The sequence below is a fragment of the Synergistaceae bacterium genome, assembly GCA_021372895.1.
Classification (GTDB): Bacteria; Synergistota; Synergistia; order Synergistales; family Synergistaceae; genus JAJFTP01.
The window spans coordinates 15489-36885 of record JAJFTP010000030.1 but is presented as its reverse complement, the minus strand read 5'-3'; the positions used below and the strand labels follow the sequence as shown (position 1 = coordinate 36885).

Here is a 21397-nt window from a genome sequence, read left to right as displayed (position 1 = left end):
TATCTTCCAACAACTTCGGCAAATACTCATGCATGGCGGAGCTTCATGGCTCCGCCATGCTCTGTTCAATAGCCCTCAGGGATATTTTCCTTTAATGCCTTAGCCTCCTGCTCATAAAGAGCAAGCTTTATTATTGCATCTTTTATCTGCGTTCGGACCTGTGTCGGGGCCGTGCCCCCTATGGTGTCCCGGCGCTCTATTGATCTGCGCGGTGACAGCAGCGGGAGAAGATCCTCCTTTACTTCCGGGATAAGCATCTGCCATTCATCAAGCGCCAACGACGTGAGTGGCTTTTTGTTCTCTACACAGTAGCGGACCATGTGTCCGACTTTTTCGTGAGCGTTTCTGAAAGGAACTCCCTGAAGCACAAGATATTCCGCAACGTCTGTCGCGAGGATGAGCCCGTCTGCAAAACCGCGGGCTGCTGCCTCCTCGTTGACCTGAACTTCTCTGATAAGCGCAGGCAGAACGGAGAATATGCCGCTCAGACAATCGAGCGCGCCGAACAGGCTGCGCTTGTCATCCTGAAGGTCACGATTATAGGTCAGCGGAATGCCCTTCGTCATGGTGAGGAGGTCGACCAGCGCACCGTTGAGCTGACCTGCTTTGCCCCGCAGTATCTCAAGCACATCCGGGTTCTTCTTCTGAGGCATGATGCTCGAACCGGTGCAGAATGCGTCCGGGAGTTTTATCCAGCCAAATTCAGTTGAGAAATAAATTATAAGATCTTCCGACAGGCGGCTGACATGCCCTCCAAAGACTGCGGCAAAATATAGTATGTCCATGAAGTGATCACGATGTGCAACTGTATCCATGCTGTTAGCAGTCATCCTCGAGAAACCAAGGTCATTACAGGTAAATTCACGATCTATAGGGAGCGTTGAGCCGGCAAGCGCAGCACAGCCAAGCGGAGATTCGTCCACAGCCTCGTAAGCATCAAAAAAACGCTTGGCGTCACGGAGGAACGCCTGTGTATGAGCCATCCAGAACTGTCCCATAGATATGGGCTGTGCCTGCTGAAGATGAGTGTAACCCGGGACTACGATATCCGCGTGTTCCTCTGCTTTCTTCAAAAACACTGATATAAGTTCACTCAGACCATCCCATATTTCCAGCAGCTCTTTGCGGAGATATAGACGGACAGTAGTGTTTACCTGATCGTTTCTGCTGCGCCCCATGTGCAGCTTTGCTCCTGTTGCGCCGCAGCGTTCGATAAGCCTTGATTCTATGTTCATGTGCACATCTTCAAGCGAGACCCTTGGTACTAGCTCTCCGTTGCGCACCTCATCCGCAATCGCAAGGAGGTTTTCCTCTATCAGATTGGCCTCCGTTTCAGAGAGAAGTCCCGTATGTCCAAGCATTCTTACATGAGCGATACTGCCGCGGATGTCTGCAAGCGCCATCCTCCAGTCAAGGTCGAGCGACTGGGTAAAATTTATTACTGCCTCATTTGTGTCCTGAGAAAAACGGCCCCTCCACATTTTTATAACCTGCCTTTGTTTGCCATGTCCGGTAAAATCTGAGATACAGGCCCGGCTCTGAATAATTATAGCAGTCCATGTAATTTAATGTCCTCTATGCATACTGATCAACAGAACAACTGCAGACATGCATCCAACAACATAACGCCACGTCTTACTGACCGTCCTGTATGATCTTCAGTCTGGCGTTTTTTCACGCACTAAATCAAACACTGCAATTTCAGGCGGCGCCATAAGACGCACAGGAGGACCTACGAAACCTGCTCCGTTGCTGACGTAGAGCAGTCCGCCACACTTTAGTTTCTTGAGTCCGCGCGGATGTCCCACGATCTTGTGGCGTGACGAGATCAGCGGGAATATCTGACCGCCGTGGGTGTGTCCCGACAGCTGCAGATCAAAATGTCCCTCCGTGCCTGCCTCCACTATTGGTCTGTGGCGCAGCAGGAGTAGGAATTTTTCTTTCTGTTTGCGTTCGAACGAGAGTACAAGTGTCTCTGAACGTGTCAGGTTCCATTGTTCTTTTATAAGATGATCCCTGTCTTCGGCACCAACTATCAGAATGCCTCCCGCCTCGATGCCCTCGGAGCGCAGGACTCTCATTCCGGCGGATTCCATGAACGCGACAGCCTCGTCAATATCGTCGTAGTAATCATGATTGCCCGTCACGGCGTACACGCCAAACTTCGGCTTTATGCGGCTGAGCATAGCCGTTTCCCGTCTGCGGCCTTTAAGTCTGCCGTCGGCAATATCTCCCGTCACTACCACGATATCCGGTCCCGTACTCCGTACTTTCCGAAGAATTTGTGCAAGCAGGGGGATCCCTGTAAACGGCCCCAGATGCAGGTCTGTGAGCTGAACTATGCGGAGACGGTCACATCCTTCCGGCAATTTGGACGTGGGGACTTTCATCACAGTCGTCTGAACCGTATTAGCCTGTTTTACTCCAAATATGAGCACAGCTGCGCTGAGAGCGAAAGACAGCAGCAAATCATGCCCTGAGGGAAGTCCGATACCAGTCAGGTGTTTTATCAAATCTAAAATTATAAGGATGATGAAGGAGATAAGGACAAAGAGCGTCCATACACTGCAGATCCTGTCTATCCACTTGCGCTGGATGCCATGGCGGATCTTCTTCGTCCTGCGCGAGAGAAGCTGGACCCCCATCATGACAATGCTGAATGAGAGCCAGATAAAGCTCCGCAATCCTACTCCAATCGCAGTCCTGATCCGGAGATAGATGAACAGGTGTATCGCCAGGAGAGTGAGTCCCCAGATGAGCCAGAATCCATAGTGTTCCGAAAATCGTTTTTCGTAGGTTTTATTATTCATCTGTTATATCTGTGCAGAGTACAGTCTGCCGAATGCTTCTAGTATTTTATGCCGCAGCGGGCGCTTATCCCATTTCGCAATATGGAGCTCCAGCGAATCCTTGATATCAGACCGGAACTGATGAGCAAATTTTGCGTTAAGATCTCTGTCGTATATGAAAAGCTGATTTTCGAAGTTTATCTCAAGGCTGCGCACATCAAGGTTGCACGTTCCGACCGAGCATATGCTATCATCGGCAAGCAGTGTTTTAGCGTGGACAAAACCTTTTTCATATTGAAAAACACGCACTCCGGATCGCAGCAGCGGTTCAATATTACTGCGGCTTCCCCAGAATGCGAGGAAGTGATCCTTTTTTGCCGGTATTATCACACGCACGTCTACACCTGCAAGCGCAGCCGTTATCATCGCATTGATGATCCCGGCCCCAGGCACAAGATATGGCGTCGTGATCCAAACACGCTCCTGAGCGCGGGAGATCATGCTGAAATAACCCTGGGCTATGGAGTGCCATGGATTATCAGCACTGCTTGCCACAACCTGCAGGGGAATAACCGGAAGACACGAAAAATCCTGTTCCGGCCTTATACCGCAGTCTTCGCACACTACCTTATCACATATACTTGCCGGATCTTCACCGGAGTGCATGCACCAGTCACGCAGGAATATCTTATGAAGCGCGGCAACAGCCTCTCCCTCGACGATCACGTGCGTATCGCGCCAGTGCCCCAGAGGTCCCTTGCCAAGATATTCGTCTCCTATATTGATCCCGCCGGTAAACGCAATTCTGTCGTCAATGACAAGTATTTTCCTGTGGTTACGGAAATTCATCTTCCTGCGGAACATCGGGAATGAGACAGGCATAAAAGAATGGCACTGGACCCCAGCCATGTTCATGCTGTCCACGAATCCATGTCTGAGTCCCCAGCTGCCGACAGCATCGTAGAGAAGACGCACTTTGACACCTCGTCTGACTGCTTCAATAAGTATATCTCGTATCTCATTGCCTATCCCGTCATCTTTTATGATGTAGTACTGCATGTGTATATAACGCTGGGCTGAACGCAGTTCTCTCTTTATAGCATCGAATGTTTCTCCGCCGTTTATGAGGATGCCGACCCTGTTGTGGATCATCAGGTCTGCACCGCTTGATGCGTGCAGCATCCTGCCTATTAAAAACTGCTTATCCAGAGGAAAAGGGGTGTGATCTATCGGCTTTTTTCTGGAGGGCTTGAAAAGCTTTCTGTTTTTTATACTTTGAAAATCCGGACCTAAGAGAAGGTAGAACATAACGCCGAGAATGGGGACCAGCGTGAGCGTAATAAGCCAGAGTATCGTACGGTCGGGATTCTGACCTTCCATGAAAATGACGCAGCCGATGATGCACGCATAAATTAGCATAATCGGCCAGGCATAGCCCTTAAGCACACCAAAAAAGCCCATAACCTGGGCGATAAAATGCGGATGCAGGTATAGCCCCTCCTCGGCGGAATAAACGATAATGTTGCCCAGAAGATCTATTATCGTCGGCAGCAGCCCGGCTATGAACGCAATAAAAATCAGCAGCAGGATTATTTTTGTTGTCTTCCACATACACACTCACACCCCTTTATATTATATCTGATATAATTCATAAGCGTGAACGCAACTTTATGGTATGACTGGAGAGGTCTGTATGATACGTTTCAAATTTGAACCTCGTCTTGACAATCCGGCATGGATGAATGTTATGATCCCTGTTGCAGCAGTCGCATTAGGTCTATTTACGGGCGGGCTGTTTTTCGCCGCTCTTGGTGTAAATCCTTTTCAGGCATATTCGGCCGTGCTTTCCGGGGCGTTCGGCAGCATATACGGCATCAGCGAGATAGTGACGAAATCCATACCAATAATGCTTACTGCGCTTGCAGGGCTTATATGCTACAAGATGCTTATATGGAACATCGGCGCTGAGGGACAGCTCTGCATGGGGGCCATCGCAACCGTTGCCGTAGTCCGCTACTTTTTTGTCGATAACAGAGTTGCAATGTTTTTGATTATGTTCATCGCGGCAGCGGCGGCTGGTGGATTATGGGGCGCCGCTGCCGGTTTTCTCAAGGCTAAATGGAATGTAAACGAAACTATTACGACTCTCATGCTCAACTATGTGGCAATAAATATCTCCGAATATTTTATATACGGTCCATGGAAAGACCCTTCAAGCATGGGATTCCCTTTCACGCCGAACTTCCCCGATGCGGCGCGATTGTGGGTATGGGGCAGTACGAGGATACATGCCGGCTTATTCATAGCGCTTGCAATAGCTGTGATTTTCCAGATCATCCTTAAAAGGAGCAAATGGGGCTATGAGATCAGGGTCATAGGAGAAAACCCGCGTGCGGCACGATACGGGGGTATGGATATCGCAAAGAACATACTTCTTGTAACGTTTATCGGCGGAGCTGTAGCAGGGCTGGCCGGAATGGGAGAGATGGCAGGGCTCCACGGGAGGATGAGCCGCGGCTTCTCTATGGGGTATGGCTACACAGGCATAATAGTCGCATGGCTTGCCAGGCTCTCTCCGATATATGTCCCTCTTGTCGCACTCCTCATGGGGATCCTGCTTGTTGGCGGAGATACTCTGCAGGTAGTGATGGGGCTGCCTATGGCAAGCACACAGATACTCCAGGGACTGATTCTGTTTTCCGTGCTGGGCGCGGAGACACTTTCAAGATATCGGCTGCGCGTAGCCAAGGTTGACCGGAAGCTTAATCGGGAGGCAAAATAAATGGAATTTATTATAGCTATCCTTGCATCAGCGGTACGAAGCGGAACACCTGTCCTATACGCGACTCTCGGGGAAGTTCTGTCGGAGCGTGCGGGAGTTATGAACCTTGGACTCGAAGGCGTCATGCTTACCGGCGCCTACGCGGGCTTCGCCGTCACAAGGGCAACCGGAGACCCGTGGCTTGGCATCCTTGCGTCATTCTTCACCGGTGCGGCAATAACGATAATCCATGCCTTCCTCTGCATAACACTTATGTGCAACCAAGTTGTAAGCGGCCTTGCTCTGGTTCTTACCGGCTACGGCCTCAGCGCGCTTCTCGGGCGGTCGGTAATAGGAGAGACTATCGCGGGGATGGCACCGATGAAATTCCCGATACTCGGAGACATACCGCTTATCGGCCCTATATTCTTCCAGCACAACGCTATGGTATACCTGTCATATTTTCTTGTAATATTCCTCTGCTGGTTCCTTTTCAGGACAAGGGCCGGACTCAACCTCCGCGCAGTAGGTGAGAATCCGCGCGCCGCCGACGCAATGGGACTTCCCGTAGCAGCTATCCGTTACTTCTACTGTCTGGTCGGAGGCGGGCTTGCCGGCATGGGGGGAGGTTACCTGTCCGTCGTCTATGCCCAGATGTGGATCGAGGGGATGACAGCCGGGCGCGGCTGGATAGCAGTTGCTCTCGTTATCTTTGGACTGTGGAACCCGGCTCGCGTTGCACTCGGTGCATACCTCTTCGGCGGCGTCGAAGCACTCCAGCTTCGCATGCAGGTTATGGGCTCAAGCATTTCTGTTTCGCTGCTACTCACCCTTCCCTATTTGATGACCATTTTGGTCCTGACAACAGTTGCGATACGCACCGGTGCCGGGATCCTTCTCGGTGCTCCTGCGGCTTTGGGAGTTCCATTCCGCCGCGAGGACCGGGATTGACATGCGTAATGCCCAAATAAAACAGTGAGATCTTAACTCTGAGTCAAGTCCAAAAAGTCGGTGTAGATCCAGTATCGGCAATGATAGGTTATACTTTGCTTTCTATACTATATAATAGAGGATATATATATCATCATCGGCTGAGCACAAACAAGTGAGAAGATGTCCTTTTGCGCTTGTGCAGTATGCATATATGACAGCGGCTGCTTAATGCTACATTGGCCTGAACAGGATCGGGGTGTGCTACACGCATAAACATACAAAAATCATTTTATTTATATTGCTTATACATCTGATGCTTCTTTCCGCTCAGGCATTTGGGATGTCGGCGGAAGAGACGGAGAAGGGCAGAAAACATAATGAAGACTGGGGCTTCCCTCACAGGGATGGGATCGTGCTTGTGCTCTCAGGAGGCGGAACAAAAGGACTTGCACACGTGGGTGTTTTTGAGGTGCTTGAACGTGAAAAAATCCCAATAGCAGCCATTGTCGGAACCAGTATGGGGGCCATAATGGGCGGTCTTTACGCGGCAGGATATAACGCGGCAGAGATGAAAGCGATCCTGTCTGATACAGACCTGATGGAAATAATCTCGGACCGTTCAAATACGACGCTTGCCGACCCGGGGCATAATCAGCCGCCTTCAAGCGGCTCATCGATACTGTCAGTACAGATGGACAAGAATAAAAACCTGCGCAGCCGGCGCGGGATATTAAAGGCAAAAGACCTTTATGCATTTCTCAGTGAACTTACCTCCCGCGTCACAGTGACGGATTTCAATAATCTGCCTATTCCTTTTGCCGCTATCGCAACAAACCTTGAAAACGGGGATACTGTTGTGATGCGCGACGGCAATCTTGCTTCCGCGCTGCGGGCCTCTCTCTCAATACCAGGGATGTTTGACCCATGGGAGCTAAACGGGAAACTTCTTGTAGACGGCGGATTGAAGGCCAACTTGCCTGTGTTCGAGGCCAAAAAAATATTTCCCGGGCATCCCATTGTTGCAATAAACCTCACCCCCGACGATATTACCCGCCCGCGCGAGAGACTCCGTTCGATCCTTGAAATCACATCCCAGACGCTGGACATTCTGATGATCGATCAGATCCGTGCGAACGCCGCGTCTGCAGACCTTGTAATCTCACCTAAAGTAAGCGATTTCGGCATACTTGTGTCGAGTGGATATGACAAGATAATTGCTCGCGGCACAGAGGCAACAGAACCCTATATAGGAGCGCTTCACGAACTTGTAAGAGAGCATAAGAAAGATTATGCCCGTGCGGTGCACAGGATCCCGCAGCCGGAAAAACCGCCGACCATTGTCGAGATAAGATTTGAAGGTGTACCGGAAGGTATCGCCGAGGAGCTGCATGAAAAATATGACAAGTGGATAGGGCAGCCCCTTGATATGGCCATGATAGCCGATGCAGTCAAAAAACTTTCCGCAAGGAATGAATTCTCGTCCATAGACGGCAGGACAGCCAGAGTTTCAAACGATACGGTAGCGGTAATATTCTCTATCGAACGGCCTTTAAAATACGAATTCGGCGCTGACGGGTATGCGGGGAATATACATCCGGACAGGTGGCTCTCTCTCTCCGCACAGATCCGCGACATTTTCATGGATGGAGATATAAGTTCTCTCGAATACAGGCTGGGGACTAAATGGGGGATCATGGGCCGCTACTTCACCCCTATGGACGAAAATGACACTCAGTTCGGGGTCATCCTGGCAGGACGGGAAGAGGGAGCTGAACCCGGCAATGCTCATTCGTTCGATTTTGAAAGATACACAGGTCGGATCACATGGTACAAGGCTTTGAAAGAAAAGATGCGCATAGGGCTGGGCTACGGGGCGGAGAGAGTTACCTCCTTCAGCGGAGACACCGAAAGCGGGCCTTATATAAGCTTCGGCTTCAACACGCTGGATGACCCGATAATTCCTACTAAGGGCATATCTCTGAACTCAGACCTCTGGTTCCCCATCGGGGAAACGGCTGTTACACATACGGTATTCCAAACACACCTTCCTATCTGGGAGAATTGGAAGGTCATTCTTTCCGGCGGGCTTAAGACCGGAAATATGGATGATCCGGCATATGCGGTCCTGCTGGGCAGCAATGAAGAACTTTACAGCCTCGCCAAACACCCGCTTGTAGGAGACCAAGCATACTGGTTACATTTGGGTGCCGCCAGGATGGCAATGAGATCATGGTGGGGCGGTGTCAACGTTGAATTTTTCGGCAACTACGGACAGGTCATGCGTGCATGGGAGGACGACGGGAGCTGGTGGGAGACGGGAATATCGCTGTCCGTTCCGATGAACAACTTCGGTGGTAAGGTACTCGTAGTTTATGACCAGGGCGGGGAGTTCACATTCGGTTATTCTATAGGTATTCCCAAATGGTGGGACGGTCCTATGCCATAGATTAGCTAAATCAAGACGGCAAAAGCGGACAGACAAATCTTGGAGAAGGCACTTCCCTCTGGTTATTCTGCCCGCTTTTGCGCCGTTATAAGCAACAGCCCGTCAGCAACTGCAATATTTCACAAATTTGACTTCGATGCTTAAACAAATAGAAATGTCCCTAGACGATCAGTTTACCGCCCTTTGTTCCGCCTAAGCTGTCGAGCTGGCTGAGGACGTTGGCTCCAGCAACTTCGATCTTTGGCTTCTTTACAGCCTCTTCGCGTGCATACTCCTGAAGCTTCTTCTCGTAATCAGCCATTGATTTTTTGATGCCCTCAACATCGCCCTTGATCCACTGAAGTATGCCCTGGGTTATCGTAGCATACATGTCATCATTGGGCTCACTCGGTACTATGCCGAGTTCCTTGAGCATCCGGTACTCTTCTTTGACGGATTCCATGATATCATTATCGGTGATAATACCCTTTTTATAGAGTACACGATAGATGATATTGGATTTGGTCTTGCTGTTCTCATCGTTTGCCGCAAGAGATTCGACGCGTGAGAGCAGCATTGTGATTATCTCTTCAAGGCTTACCTGCATTGGTGCAACCATAAATATATTCCCCCTGTGCGGATATTCTGCAATGTATTTTAACATAGCAGGACATTTCCGGCCTAATAAAAATGACAGATATCGCGTTCTGATAAAAATGCGTATTGATTAATTCACTTTGAGGGACTATCTTGTTCGAACTTGAGAATGGAGTTGTAATTTATTGTGGACACGAAACATAAACTGAAACATCTTATTGTAAAAACAAAAATTATGGGGCTCAGCGAGTGGTCTACCTTTGTCTTCTCTACGCTTGGCATCACGATTTATACGCTTGGTGTTATCGGCTTCACGCTTCCGTATCATTTCCCTGACGCCGGAGTAATGGGTATTGCAGTAATACTCAAATACACTATGGGAATTTCTCCGGCGCTGGTCACCCTTACCGCAAACGCTATCCTGCTTGCGTGGGGAGGGCGTGAGCTTTCGAAACGTTTTGTCGCCTGGACAATATATAACGTCCTGCTTATCTCTTTCCTCCTCGAGGCTCTCAGCTGGATACGTTTCCCGCATATAAGCGACATGTTCCTCGTTGCTATCGCCGGCGGTATCATTAAAGGGATCGGCTTGGGGATGGTTTTCCGGACAGGAGCGTGCTCCGGCGGACTTGATATAGTCGTAGCGGTCCTCAGAAAACGTCTAGGCATAGAGGTCGGCAAGTACAGCTTTTACATAAATATGTTCATCCTCGGGGCTTCTGTCGGTATAGTCGGCCTCGAGAGGATGTTATTCGGTTTCGTAGCCAGCTATGTCGTCGGGCAGACGATGGACAATGTCCTCTCATCTTTTGACAAGCGCCGCCTGGTTTTCATCATTGCAAATGAGACAAAGACCATTATAGATTACATAAGCGACGAGCTCCATCGCGGGTCGACGCTGCTCTATGGGGAAGGCGGCTTTTCCGGAAAAGAGCAGCCTACGATAATGTGCCTTCTTACACCGCGACAGGTGATGGTTCTCAAACACTATCTGGCACGGAATCATCCGCGTGCTTTCATGGCCGTCGCTGAGGCATCGGAAGTCCTCGGCAACGGCTTCAAGCGATGGAAATCAATATGATTACTATCAGATAACTATAGATAATTATTGGCGTCCTAATGGCATGATGCAGAGTATGCGCGCCGTTGGTTCTGTCTGCAGTGTGTTGAGAAGCGTCTCCTTGTTGTATGACTGAATATATCGCGTCTTCATGCCAAGGGCCTCGGCGGCAAGATAGACGTTCTGCGACATTGCTCCGGCTGCTATCTCGGCCCAACTGTCTACACGCGGACCGTTGCCCCTTGTGGCTAAGACAAGGACCGCAGGTGCTGTTGCAACAAAATCCTGACGCCCGGCACGGCTGATTATATTTTTGCCGCCAAGCATTTTAAGCATGTTTTTGTCCGGATCGTAGATGTAGTAACCGCTTTTGAGCAGCACATAAACGTGGAGATACGGCCCCGCACCCATGGCAAAGGGGACTGTCCAGCCTTTGCCCTCCCTGTTTCTCCCTGTGGCTGCCCAAAGTATTGTCGAGAGTTCTTTGTTTGAAATCTCGTCTTTTCTGAAGGCGGTCGGCTGCGCGGAGCTGCGCTCTGAAATTGCGGCAAGGACACTTGGGCCGCCGTCCTTTTCCGGAGTGGGGAGCATAATATCAGCAGCTGATGCCGTGGAAACAGCACAGAGGAGCGCCAGCATTACCGTGAAGACAGACAGATAAAATTTCATTATTCATGATACCTCCTGTTTTTTTTATTGTGATCTTCCCCCGTTCTATCTAAACTTACCATGCCCTTTCATATATGTTCTTGACTGACTCAACGTCAAGCGGACGGGGGTTGTTTGATATGAGGCGTACTTCTTTCATTGCCGATTCAGCCATTTCCGCAGCCGCCTCCCTTGGTATCCCGAAGTCGCGGAGCCTGGTCTTGACACCTATCTCTTGGCCAAGGCCTATCATCGCATCAAGTGCTGCCCGAGCGGCATCACGAGCAGACATCCCTGGCTTCCAGACACCCATTGACCGGGCAATCGGCATGAATTTTTCTTCGCAGCCGTCGAGGTTATATTCCATGACCCAGCGGAGAAGGGCCGTATTGGCCTCTCCATGCGGGACGTGGAACTGTCCTCCAAGTGGATATGACATGGCATGCACTCCTGCTGTGCCTGACATGGAGAATGCCATTCCGGCCGTCATGCTGCCATAAGCCTGTCCTTCGCGAGCCTCGAGGTCATGTCCGTCTCTTACGCAGGCTGCGAGGTTCGACATGATCTTTTTTATTGAAATGAGCGCAAGGTCCTGGGTGAAGGTATTAGTACCAAGAGACATATATGACTCAACTCCGTGAACAAGAGCGTCCATTCCGGACGCAGCCGTGATACCGGGAGGAAGATCCAGCGTAAGGGCCGGATCTACGAGCGCTATGTCGGCAACAAGGTGCGGACTGGACACCCCCTTCTTCATGCGGGCATCCTCAAAGGAAAATACCGCGACAGCGGAGACCTCTGAGCCGCTGCCTGCCGTTGTGGGTATCATTATCGTCGGCAGGCCGCGCGATGGCACTTTGTCGTTTCCTACCATATCTTCGACGTTAAGTCCTCTATGTTTTGCCATTACTGCCGCCATTTTGGCAAAATCCATGGAACTTCCGCCGCCGAACGCTATAAGACAGTCATATCCTCCTGCAAGTATGTGATCGACAGCCTCTTTGAGGAGTGTGACCGGAGGCTCAGGCTGTACACCTTCCCAATGTCCCGGTTTCATGCCTTTATCTGTCATGGTATCGAGAAGAGTCAAAAGTCTCGCGCTCCTGCCCATGTTCCTGCCTGTGATGAAAAGCGGTCGGCTGACTCCCAGCGACTGTGCTTTTTCGACCGCCAGGCCGGAGCATCCTGTGCCGAAGATAACTTCTCTCGGCATTCTGAAGTTGAACGGGTCCATGGTTCCTGCATATGGGCTGTTAATGGTGAACATATCCAACATCTCCTTCTATATGATCCATGGCCATGGAAGTGAGAATCCCAGCCATTGAAATACCGGACGTGCCGCAAATATTGCGATCATGCTTCCTGCCGCGAGGAAAGGCCCTAATGGGACCGAGTCCTTGCGCGAAACCTTTTTCATAATAAGCAAAGGAGTGACGACTAACCCGCCACAGAGGAAACCGAGGTATAGGCATAGTATCGTCATCTTCCATCCGAAGAGTGCTCCCGTCCCTAGCATGAGCATCGCGTCGCCAAACCCCATGCCTCCGCGGCTTAGTATGACTATCAGGATTATTACGCCAAAACCAAGAGCAGCCCCGGCTGCTCCGTCTATAAGTGCAGGGATACCTCCCCATATCCGCAGAATCGCGCCTGTAACGGCCATCGCGATTGCCCATGAATCATAGATATAACCTGTCTCAAGGTCGGTCAGAGTGTGGAAAAGAAGAAAGACGAGAGCTGCGAATGAAAAGAACAGAGCCGGTGTTGACCCGCAGTACCACACGAGGACAGCCCCCATTATCCCTGTGCCTGTCTCTGTAATAAAGTAGCGCGGGGCTATCTGCCTGTGACATGTGCGACAGCGTCCATGGAGCATGAGAAAAGAAACTACAGGTATAAGGTCAAGCGGAGCAAGGACTCTCCCGCAATGAACACAGACCGAGCGTTCATTGCCCCACCACTTTTTCTCCGCAACAGTGCGCAATGCAGCCGCGTTCACAAAAGAACCGAGGCAGGCCCCAAGCAGAAATCCAAGAAAAACGTATATTACGGTAATATTCCCCATATCGACACCCCGCACGGAGTAGATTAAAATAGAGCCTGCAGCTGACCTTACTCTTACATAAACCCCACAAGGAGAGGATACCATGCCTATTGCATTCATCAATATCAAAGAGGGACGCACCCTAGACCAAAAACGCGCGATGGTAACTGCTGTCACAAAAGCGCTGTGCGAGACTATGGAAGTACGATCTTCTTCTGTCCGCATCATTATAAACGAGATGGCCGACGAGCACTTTGCAATCGGGGGGACTCTCATCTGCGATGATCCCGAAGCAAAGGTCAAAAAAAACTAACCCTTAATTATTTCCCTGAAACGCCGGTGTTGCCATAGCCACTGGCCTGGTGCCCGGCGGATCATCTTTTCGAGCTCTCTGTTTACAAGGATCGTGATGTCGCGTATCGTGCTCTTTCGGTCTGCGCTTTTCACATATTTTATGGGCGGCGCTAAAATTATTTTAAAATGAAAAGGCTCGAGCCTGTAGCTTTGAATAGGTATTATGGGCGCGCCAGTCAGGTACGCGAATACTGCCGCGCCCTGCACAGTGGATGTCTCTTGGCCGAAGAAAGGCACCTTTATGCCCTCGCGACCTCCATGCTGATCTGAGAGAAGCCCAAGCGTGTCGTTCCTCCGGAGGACGGCTATCGCCTTGGTCATTGGCTCTTCTTTGCCAAGTATGCGAAGCCCCGTGCTTGTCCGCAGAGCCTGAATGATTTTTTTCTGCCACAGACTGTCGGAATGGCGCGCGATCCCCACGCCTCTGCAGTTCCTGCCGATCCAGGCAGCGGTGTGCTCCCAGTTGCCAAGATGCGCCGAGACAGCAATTATGCCTCTGCCCTTCGCAAATGCATCATCGATATATTGTTTCCCCTCTACCTCAACAGTCCATTTGTCGACAAGAGCAGGATCTCTCTGCCATGCGAGCATTTCAAGGCAAGTCCATACCATGGACTTATAGGATTCAGTGAGTATCTTCTTTTTTTCTGTCGGTGATTTTTCCGGAAATACAAGAGCTATGTTATCTGCCGCAACACGCCTGCGCGGCCCGATAAGCTTAAGCAAGGACAACAAAACAGAGGCCCAAACGGTCGCACTCCAGCCTGGTTGTATGGTTTTTGCAAATTTAAGAAATGCGTTTGTCCAATAATCCATAGACATAATGATAACACAAAGAAGGGGGACTATGGGGTCAAAAAGCAGCGCCTGCGGGAATAAAACGTTCGGCATGTATATGCCGACATCATGGGCAGGCAACACCGATGAAAACGCCGCCGGGAAATCATATCATTCCCCGGGCGGCATTTGATGCTTGTTTTAAGACTATTCTGCAAGTTGTGCCGATCTTGTGTTTGGTAGATGCCTTATATCACGAATTTGACTAAGCGGAAGTCCTTTTTGCCGACGCGGAGCTGTATATAGCCTCCCGCAAGGAGGTCCTCCGGACTTATCTGCCTGGCCTCGTCCGATACCTTCACTCCGTTCATGTAGACACCGCCGGCCTTAATCATGCGTTTAGCATCGCTCTTAGATGTACATCCGCCCGATGCGACAAGCAGGTCAGTAAGCGATCCCTCCGCCCTGCCCTCAATTTTTGCGGACGGGATCTCAGCAAAGAGCGTATCTAGCATATCCGCTTTCGCCTCGTGAATGTGCATTTCGCCAAAGAGCACCGCACTTGCATCACGCACACGCTGCGCTGCCTCTTCTCCGTGAACACGGCAAGTAAGGTCCCACGCCAATTTCTTCTGCGCCATGCGGAGGTGGGGATTTTTGTTGTGTTCCGCTATTATATCCGCTATATCTTCGAGGTCCATGAATGTAAAGAGTTTATATAATTTTTCGAGGTCACTGTCATCTACATTGATCCAGAACTGGTAAAACTTATAAATGCTCGTTCGCTCGGGAGAGAGGTATATCGCGCCGCTCTCTGATTTTCCGAACTTCTGTCCCTGCGCGTTGAGCAGCAGCGGGAACGTTATGCCGTAGCACTGCCCTCCGGATTTCTTGCGGGCGAGATCCATACCGGCAATTATGTTGACCTGCTGGTCATTGCCGCCCATCTGCAGTGTGCAGCCATATTCGTTATACAAGTGGTTGTAGTCAAAAGCCTGGAGCAGGATATAAGAGAGCTCCGTATAAGTAATGGACTTGTCCGGATCGAGGACACGGCTGCGGACGTACTCCCTGTTGACCAGAAAGCTTACAGTAAAAAATTTACCGGTATCACGCAGAAATTCTATTAAGTTTTCTTTTTTGAGCCAATCATTGTTGTTGACTATTATCGCGCTGTTTTCGCCGCAGTCGAAGTTGAGAAAATGCTTCAGCTGCTCTGCGATGCATATGACGTTATATTCGATCTGTTCCTCACTCAGGAGGGTCCTCTCAGCACTTTTGCCGGAAGGATCGCCGATGCGTCCGGTGCCGCCGCCTGCCAAGGCTATCGGACGATGCCCAAGATACTGAAGCCAGGCCAGCCCCATGATCGCCACCAGGTTTCCGACGTGAAGGCTGTCGGCGCTCGGGTCAAATCCAATGTAACCCGTTACCATATTGTCGGTAAAATGCCCTTCGAGCTCCTCGTTGTGGCTGCTCCATTCGACAAAACCGCGTTCTCTCAGTACCTTCAGCACATTGGCGTACATTTTGTTCTACCTCCAGGATTTTGTTCTTACAAGCGGCCGGACACTCTGAAGAGAATCACAAATGTGCGGCTTCGTTGTCAAGCTTTATTTTGATGTTACTTCACGTTCCTATACCAGTTTATTCTCCCCGATCCAGGTTTTTCCCAAACGATAAGGATCTTGCCGAGTCCCCTCAGTACATTGCTGAAAGAGTCCGTTATGCTCTGGTCAAACGGAGAGGCGGGGAGTTCCGGCTGTAACGCTCCGCCATCTGACCCTGTGCCGTTCTCATAGCTTAATCCATCTGATCCCTCGCTGTCGCTGACAAATGAACTTATCTTTGCCATATCGCTCAGAGCCAAACCTATTCTTGGCAGATCGGCAATGATCCAGCCTATTGCCTTTTCATCGTCCTTTAGAAAATTGCAGATCCTGCTCTTACCCTTTATCGACTCAGGAGATGTGAGACCGAGCAAGGCCATCTCATCACGTCCCGCCCCTATAACAGAGAAGGGGATATTGGCTGTGCCGCCATACTCGAAGCCATCAAGAGGCTTTGGCTCCGCTCCGTAGAATAGTTTATCCCAGAAGGCCGAGACAAGTTCCTGCATGGCATCCTTCTTTCCGGTAAACTCAATCGTGAAACCGGGCAGCGTGAACCATAATATGCGGTTTTGTCCACCCAGCGAAATAATTGTCTGTCCGGAGAGTATCTTTCGTATCTGTTTGTCATTTAATTCCAGGCTGTGACCAAGTTCTCCGATGGTTCTGAGTGGAAATGGCCAGTCCTTTGGTGACCCCTTGAACTCCGGAAAGTTCATGCCTACGGACAAAAGCAGCGGTTCGGGGATTATGCAGTTCGATGTGTCCCACTCCATGGGTTCAAGTGCACCCGGCACCAGTGAGCTTATTTTCTTGCTGAGTCCCTCTATCGTCCATTTTGCCTCGCCGGCCGGATCAGAATCATTCTTAGCGTCAAAATTCCGCCATGCTGCCTGCAGCTTAAGAGGCGAAGATTTTTCACCTGAGGAAAAAAGATCCCCTCCGTCGCACAATTCAATATGTCCCGGCCATGCCTTTTCATCCTTCCATCTTTTTTTACCAAGGCCTTTTTCATCGCCGTTACGTATGGCAAGCAGTCTTTTGAATGGTTCAATGCCGGCCGCAATCAGGACCCTTTTGCTTTCGACCTTGAAGTAAATAGGGGAATCTGTATTTTCTGCATAGAGTTCCCATGTCCCCTTTTCGGGACCATCCTCAATGCGAGGGGCTTTAAATGCCCCTTTCCACAGATCGGGCAGCTTGCCTTTGCTGAGTTCCTTCATATCGACCTTGGCAAATCTCAGCGCCGCATAGACTTCCATTGTTCCCTGGTCCTGTTCTTCAACCAGCATAGCGCAGTCTTGCGCAAGAGATGCTATCGTGAACAGGCAGTTGCGTGACGTTCCTTTGCGGAACTGCGCATATATCCCATCGGTCAGCAACGCGGAGAATGCTTCCGGATAAGAGCTGTCCCTTGTCTCAATAATTGCATAAGGCTGAGATCCAGACGGCTTGGGAAGAACGGAGAGCAGGTTTGATGAACGCGACATGGCAAAGAATAGGAACAGTCCCGACAGCACTACAATGACCGCTCCAGCCGCACACCCCAGAAGTTTAATTCGTCTCAGCATCCCGCAACTCTCCCGCCTTCATGCCAAATGTAAAGCTGTCCCATCTGCAACCAAAGTATTATAGCCCTTTTACCGAATTGAAGAACAACAAGTTATGCTGATTTCTTCTCTTTTGTGCTGAGAGACTCCGCCGTTTCAAGCAGCGTCTTTGCAGACATCAGAAGCGGCATTATCCTTGAATGATCGACCCCGCGGAGCGAAGCGTGCTGCATCGCTTCCGCCAGGCTCGTTATAGCGGCAAGCGTCTGTGAAATATCCTGGGCTCCAAGAGCAATATGTTCAAGTATATGCTGCGAGATGACCGGCATTTTCGCGCTTTCTGCCGCCGGCACAAGGAGGTCTATCTCATCGCCGATCGCGGGAACCATCGCAAAGTAGCCCTTGTCCTTAAGTCCAAGAGCAAGCGATCCGGATGATTTCGGTTCGCCATGCGAGACAATAAAGCGGGCCTTTTGAGGAAAGCCGGACGCCCATTTAAGCAGGTCATCCCTGTCGGCATGGGCGGAGAACCCGTTCAGCGTGTGGAGCTGTGCCCTGACAACGACATCTTCTCCCGCGATGCGGATATCTTTTGCCCCGTCGACGAGGCGCCGCCCGAGAGTGCCATAGGCTTGGTATCCCACGAAGAAAACATGTGTGTCCGCTTTGTAGAGATTATGCTTAAGGTGATGCATTATCCTTCCACCGGAGCACATCCCGCTTCCCGCAAGTATTATGCCGCTTTTCCGGTCATTGAGCGCGCGTGAATCATCTGCCGACCGTATAAAGCTGAACCCTTCCGGCTCAAACGGATCGTCTCCTTTGATGAGCATGTCCTTGAGTTGCTCAGAAAGCAGATTTGTATATTTGCTGTATATCTCCGTTGTCTTTATGCCCATCGGAGAGTCAAGATAGATGGGAGGGGTCTTAAGTTCCGGGAACGTCTTCTGGAACAGGTCAAACTCGTAGAGCATCCTCTGCGCGCGATCGACAACGAAGGTCGGGACTAGGATTTTAGCACTCGTCTTAAGCGCATCCTTCATCGCGTTCTGGAATTCAGCGCGGGTGTCTTCAAGTGATTTATGGAGCCGGTCACCATAAGTAGACTCAATAATGACAAAGTCTGCATCATCTATAAGCACAGGCGGCTTCTCTATTACTCCGTCGAAAGGCCCCAGATCCCCGGAAAATACAACTTTAACCGGGTTCTGCCCCTCTTCTTCTGAAATCCATGTTTCTATTGACGAGCTGCCCAGAATATGCCCTGCTTCACGGAAACGGACCTTGAGACCGGGAAGGACGTCGATAACTTCGTCGTAAGGCACCGGGGTACGGAAGAGGAGCGCAGCTTCGACATCTCCGTCGTCATAAAGCGGTTCTACCTTTGCAAGGCCCCTTCGCGTGTTTTTCCTCGTCTTCCATTGCGCATCTTCCTTCATGATCTTTGCAGAATCACGCCAAAGGATCTCAACAAGCTCGCTTGTGGCATACGTGCAGTATATTTTACCCTTGAAGCCCTGCTTTACAAGCAGCGGGATACGCCCGCTGTGGTCGATGTGCGCATGGGTGAGAAGCAGTGCGTCTATATCGGCAGGATTGTAGCAGAACTCTTCATCCTCGTGTTTTTCCTCATCGCGGCCCTGGTGGGTCCCACAGTCTACAAGCACTTTATAGCCACTCGTCTCTATCATATAGTTTGAACCTGTGACTTCTCCCGCAGCACCAAAAATTTTCAGCTTCAAAACGCATCGCCCGTAAGGGCTCCCACCTTTCAACGAGTCATATTCTATATCTATTTTACAGTCTGGAACGGAAGTTCACAACGTATTATCGTGCCCTTGCCCTGCGAAGACGTAATATCGAGCGTTCCTCCAACGAGAGACATCCGCTCTTTCATATTCGAAAGCCCTCTGTGGCCATGGACACGAAGTTCTGCGATGTTCTCCGGAACTTCGAAACCATTCCCGTCGTCCTCTATCTGGAGCAGCAGCTTTTTACCAGTGTCCCTCAAGCTTATCTTGACATAGGACGCACCGGAATGACGCGCTGAATTATTAACAGCCTCCTGAACGACACGGAAGAAAGCAAGAGTGACATCGTCCGGCAGTTCAGGGATATCCTGAAGGTCAAGGATGATCTTTATATCAAGCTGGGCGCTGAGTCTCTCTGTAAGCTCCGTAATCGCCTGGGAGAGTCCCAGGTCAAGCCATGGCGGCGTCAGATTGTTACAGAGTTCACGCATCTCACGCACACCTGTCATTGCAACGCGCTCCGCTTCGTCCAGGCGTTTCTTTCTCTCACATGGCGAATCAATGTCCATAGACAAAAGCCTGAGCCTCTGCAGGAGTGCCGTGACATCCTGAAGCGGACCGTCATGTATCTCACGCGATATTCTCGCGCGCTCTTCCTCCTGCACTTTAACGAGGTCATTGACATATCTGCGGGAGAGCTGCTCCCTGTCTATCGCCGAGTCAGCAAGGACGACAAGTGCCTCCCTCAGTTTCTGAAGTTCGTTTACCGCCTCGGGAGCAACCTTCTGCGGGATTTCCTCTCCCCATCTGAGCATCGAGACCTCCTCCTCCATATCCTTCAGAGGAAGTATGACCTTCTGCCACATTATGTAGACAGAGAAAATCCCGACAAGTCCCAGCATTCCCATTATAAAAGGCCAGAAGGTCGAAAGCGGGACCATCGTGCCAAAGAGCTTATCCCACGATACGGCGGCAAGCACAAAGAGATCCCTTTGAAGTACAGGGTAAACCGCAACGGTATATAACAGGCCGTCCGGACCTCTGACCTTTTGAGGAGACATTATTGTTATCGGCTGATCCCAGATTATAGAGAGCAGCGAGATATCGGATGTACCGTAGACCAGGTTGCCCTTACTGTCAAAAATGGCAAACATACCGGGCACATTTATATCTTCGAGTGCCTGGTCGCTGAGTCCGCCGATACGCGAACGAAACTGGTTGGGGAGCCATGTGCCGTCAGAGCGCAGCTCCCACTGGGTAGATTCAAGTCTGGCTGCGGTCCCGCGCGCAAGGTTCTGCACATATGAGCCTGCAAGCCCCTCCATCGTACTTTCAAACTGGCAGAAGCCCACCCATGCAAGCAGAAACGCTCCCAGGCTCGGGAGGAAAACAGCTATTGTGAGCTGAACCAGCAGGTTTCTTCTCAATCGAGCAGTTCCTCCAGGGTCACTATGCCGTATTTTAAGGAGAGGAGCATGGCTTCCGTTTTGTTCTTAGCGCCAAGCTTGTCATAGATTGACGCCAGGTGGGTCTGTACCGTACGCTCACTTATGAAAAGCTGTGTCGCGATCTCTTTTCCGGATAGTCCTCGCGCAGCTAGCAAAAGCACTTCCCGCTCCCTTACGGAAACAGGTTCCGGAACAAAATCACCCTCTTCCTCGACTGCATTCGCGACTTCGCTGTCAAGGAAAAACCCTCCGCGGGCAACGATGCGGATAGCCTTACTCAGCGTTTCCATGCTCGCAGTCTTGAGGACATAGCCGCGGGCACCTGCGCGCAGAGATGCCATGACATACTGCTGCGCATCGTATGATGTCAGCATGAGTGAGGCGACAGGAAGCCCTGCCTCTTTTATCTTCCTCGCAAGCGCCACTCCGTCATATCCGGGCATGCGTATGTCAAGCAGCGCGACCTGGGGGTTAAGCGCCTGCACACCTGCCCATGCGGATTCTCCATCTGCGTACTCGCCTATTATCTCAAAATCCGGTTCCTTTGCGAGATATCCCTTTATTCCTTCTCTGGTAAGCGGATGGTCGTCTGCAAGAATCAAAGAAATTGTCATGTATAGCTCCTCCTTTCAGGATTGACGGCGCGGGAA

Annotated in this window: 18 protein-coding genes; 5 read left to right on the top strand and 13 right to left on the bottom strand. The window is 50.6% G+C overall.

Going from position 1 to position 21397, the window contains the following annotated elements:
* Nucleotides 1-65 precede the first annotated feature (65 nt).
* From argH to cls, 3 genes are all read right to left on the bottom strand, one after another.
* Nucleotides 66-1481, bottom strand: a complete 1416-nt coding sequence (gene argH / locus LLF78_03215) for an argininosuccinate lyase (protein MCE5201507.1) — start codon at nucleotides 1479-1481, stop codon at nucleotides 66-68.
* Nucleotides 1482-1658: 177 nt separating this feature from the next.
* Nucleotides 1659-2810, bottom strand: a complete 1152-nt coding sequence (locus LLF78_03210) for a metallophosphoesterase (protein ID MCE5201506.1) — start codon at nucleotides 2808-2810, stop codon at nucleotides 1659-1661.
* Nucleotides 2811-2813: 3 nt separating this feature from the next.
* On the bottom strand, nucleotides 2814-4400 hold the full coding sequence (cls, locus tag LLF78_03205) for a cardiolipin synthase (GenBank protein MCE5201505.1): 1587 nt from the start codon (nucleotides 4398-4400) through the stop codon (nucleotides 2814-2816).
* A gap of 82 nt (nucleotides 4401-4482) precedes the next feature.
* Between cls and LLF78_03200 the strand changes: the two genes are divergently transcribed.
* The 3 genes from LLF78_03200 to LLF78_03190 all read left to right on the top strand — a co-directional run bounded on the left by LLF78_03200 (nucleotide 4483) and on the right by LLF78_03190 (nucleotide 8929).
* The gene (locus tag LLF78_03200) at nucleotides 4483-5571 is read left to right on the top strand and encodes an ABC transporter permease (protein ID MCE5201504.1); all 1089 of its coding nucleotides are present in this window, start codon (nucleotides 4483-4485) and stop codon (nucleotides 5569-5571) included.
* Nucleotides 5572-6501: an ABC transporter permease gene (locus LLF78_03195; GenBank protein MCE5201503.1), complete on the top strand. Its 930-nt coding sequence runs from the start codon at nucleotides 5572-5574 to the stop codon at nucleotides 6499-6501.
* Between the two features lie 295 nt (nucleotides 6502-6796).
* The gene (locus LLF78_03190; protein MCE5201502.1) at nucleotides 6797-8929 is read left to right on the top strand and encodes a patatin-like phospholipase family protein; all 2133 of its coding nucleotides are present in this window, start codon (nucleotides 6797-6799) and stop codon (nucleotides 8927-8929) included.
* A gap of 160 nt (nucleotides 8930-9089) precedes the next feature.
* Here LLF78_03190 and LLF78_03185 read toward each other — a convergent pair whose 3' ends face one another.
* Complete coding sequence (locus LLF78_03185; protein ID MCE5201501.1) at nucleotides 9090-9527, bottom strand: hypothetical protein; 438 nt, start codon at nucleotides 9525-9527, stop codon at nucleotides 9090-9092.
* A 165-nt stretch (nucleotides 9528-9692) separates the two neighbouring features.
* Between LLF78_03185 and LLF78_03180 the strand changes: the two genes are divergently transcribed.
* Entirely contained in the window at nucleotides 9693-10586 is an 894-nt protein-coding gene (locus tag LLF78_03180; protein MCE5201500.1) for a YitT family protein, read from the top strand.
* Between the two features lie 24 nt (nucleotides 10587-10610).
* Here the strand turns inward: LLF78_03180 and LLF78_03175 are convergent, their stop codons facing one another.
* From LLF78_03175 to LLF78_03165, 3 genes are read right to left on the bottom strand one after another with little or no spacing between them, the layout of a single operon-like run.
* Nucleotides 10611-11234 carry a nitroreductase family protein gene (locus LLF78_03175; GenBank protein ID MCE5201499.1) on the bottom strand — a complete coding sequence of 208 codons (624 nt, stop codon included), beginning with the start codon at nucleotides 11232-11234 and terminating at the stop codon, nucleotides 10611-10613.
* A 55-nt stretch (nucleotides 11235-11289) separates the two neighbouring features.
* A complete protein-coding gene (locus tag LLF78_03170; protein ID MCE5201498.1) occupies nucleotides 11290-12480 on the bottom strand; it encodes an iron-containing alcohol dehydrogenase in 1191 nt (396 codons plus the stop codon).
* A gap of 15 nt (nucleotides 12481-12495) precedes the next feature.
* The gene (locus LLF78_03165) at nucleotides 12496-13278 is read right to left on the bottom strand and encodes a prepilin peptidase (GenBank protein MCE5201497.1); all 783 of its coding nucleotides are present in this window, start codon (nucleotides 13276-13278) and stop codon (nucleotides 12496-12498) included.
* A gap of 82 nt (nucleotides 13279-13360) precedes the next feature.
* Between LLF78_03165 and LLF78_03160 the strand changes: the two genes are divergently transcribed.
* Nucleotides 13361-13570, top strand: a complete 210-nt coding sequence (locus LLF78_03160) for a 2-hydroxymuconate tautomerase family protein (GenBank protein MCE5201496.1) — start codon at nucleotides 13361-13363, stop codon at nucleotides 13568-13570.
* On the opposite strand, the gene LLF78_03155 is transcribed toward LLF78_03160, so the two are convergent.
* The 6 genes from LLF78_03155 to LLF78_03130 form a co-directional block, all read right to left on the bottom strand.
* A complete protein-coding gene (locus tag LLF78_03155; protein MCE5201495.1) occupies nucleotides 13567-14532 on the bottom strand; it encodes a hypothetical protein in 966 nt (321 codons plus the stop codon). The genes LLF78_03160 and LLF78_03155 overlap by 4 nt on opposite strands.
* A 104-nt stretch (nucleotides 14533-14636) precedes the next feature.
* Nucleotides 14637-15917 (bottom strand): tyrosine--tRNA ligase, encoded by a 1281-nt coding sequence (tyrS, locus tag LLF78_03150; protein MCE5201494.1) that lies wholly within the window; start codon nucleotides 15915-15917, stop codon nucleotides 14637-14639.
* Nucleotides 15918-16012: 95 nt separating this feature from the next.
* Nucleotides 16013-17569, bottom strand: coding sequence for a hypothetical protein (locus LLF78_03145; protein ID MCE5201493.1), 1557 nt, complete (start codon nucleotides 17567-17569; stop codon nucleotides 16013-16015).
* Between the two features lie 92 nt (nucleotides 17570-17661).
* Entirely contained in the window at nucleotides 17662-19290 is a 1629-nt protein-coding gene (locus LLF78_03140) for an MBL fold metallo-hydrolase (protein ID MCE5201492.1), read from the bottom strand.
* Between the two features lie 50 nt (nucleotides 19291-19340).
* The gene (locus tag LLF78_03135) at nucleotides 19341-20726 is read right to left on the bottom strand and encodes a sensor histidine kinase (GenBank protein ID MCE5201491.1); all 1386 of its coding nucleotides are present in this window, start codon (nucleotides 20724-20726) and stop codon (nucleotides 19341-19343) included.
* Nucleotides 20723-21361, bottom strand: coding sequence for a response regulator transcription factor (locus LLF78_03130; protein MCE5201490.1), 639 nt, complete (start codon nucleotides 21359-21361; stop codon nucleotides 20723-20725). Before LLF78_03130 ends, LLF78_03135 begins: the two co-directional genes overlap by 4 nt.
* Nucleotides 21362-21397 lie beyond the last annotated feature (36 nt).

Coding starts and splice junctions, on each gene's coding strand:
- argH (MCE5201507.1), bottom strand. CDS start 1,481: ATGTGGAGGGGCCGTTTTTCTCAGGACACAAATGAGGCAGTAATAAAT.
- LLF78_03210 (MCE5201506.1), bottom strand. CDS start 2,810: ATGAATAATAAAACCTACGAAAAACGATTTTCGGAACACTATGGATTC.
- cls (MCE5201505.1), bottom strand. CDS start 4,400: ATGTGGAAGACAACAAAAATAATCCTGCTGCTGATTTTTATTGCGTTC.
- LLF78_03200 (MCE5201504.1), top strand. CDS start 4,483: ATGATACGTTTCAAATTTGAACCTCGTCTTGACAATCCGGCATGGATG.
- LLF78_03195 (MCE5201503.1), top strand. CDS start 5,572: ATGGAATTTATTATAGCTATCCTTGCATCAGCGGTACGAAGCGGAACA.
- LLF78_03190 (MCE5201502.1), top strand. CDS start 6,797: ATGCTTCTTTCCGCTCAGGCATTTGGGATGTCGGCGGAAGAGACGGAG.
- LLF78_03185 (MCE5201501.1), bottom strand. CDS start 9,527: ATGGTTGCACCAATGCAGGTAAGCCTTGAAGAGATAATCACAATGCTG.
- LLF78_03175 (MCE5201499.1), bottom strand. CDS start 11,234: ATGAAATTTTATCTGTCTGTCTTCACGGTAATGCTGGCGCTCCTCTGT.
- LLF78_03170 (MCE5201498.1), bottom strand. CDS start 12,480: ATGTTCACCATTAACAGCCCATATGCAGGAACCATGGACCCGTTCAAC.
- LLF78_03165 (MCE5201497.1), bottom strand. CDS start 13,278: ATGGGGAATATTACCGTAATATACGTTTTTCTTGGATTTCTGCTTGGG.
- LLF78_03160 (MCE5201496.1), top strand. CDS start 13,361: ATGCCTATTGCATTCATCAATATCAAAGAGGGACGCACCCTAGACCAA.
- tyrS (MCE5201494.1), bottom strand. CDS start 15,917: ATGTACGCCAATGTGCTGAAGGTACTGAGAGAACGCGGTTTTGTCGAA.
- LLF78_03145 (MCE5201493.1), bottom strand. CDS start 17,569: ATGCTGAGACGAATTAAACTTCTGGGGTGTGCGGCTGGAGCGGTCATT.
- LLF78_03130 (MCE5201490.1), bottom strand. CDS start 21,361: ATGACAATTTCTTTGATTCTTGCAGACGACCATCCGCTTACCAGAGAA.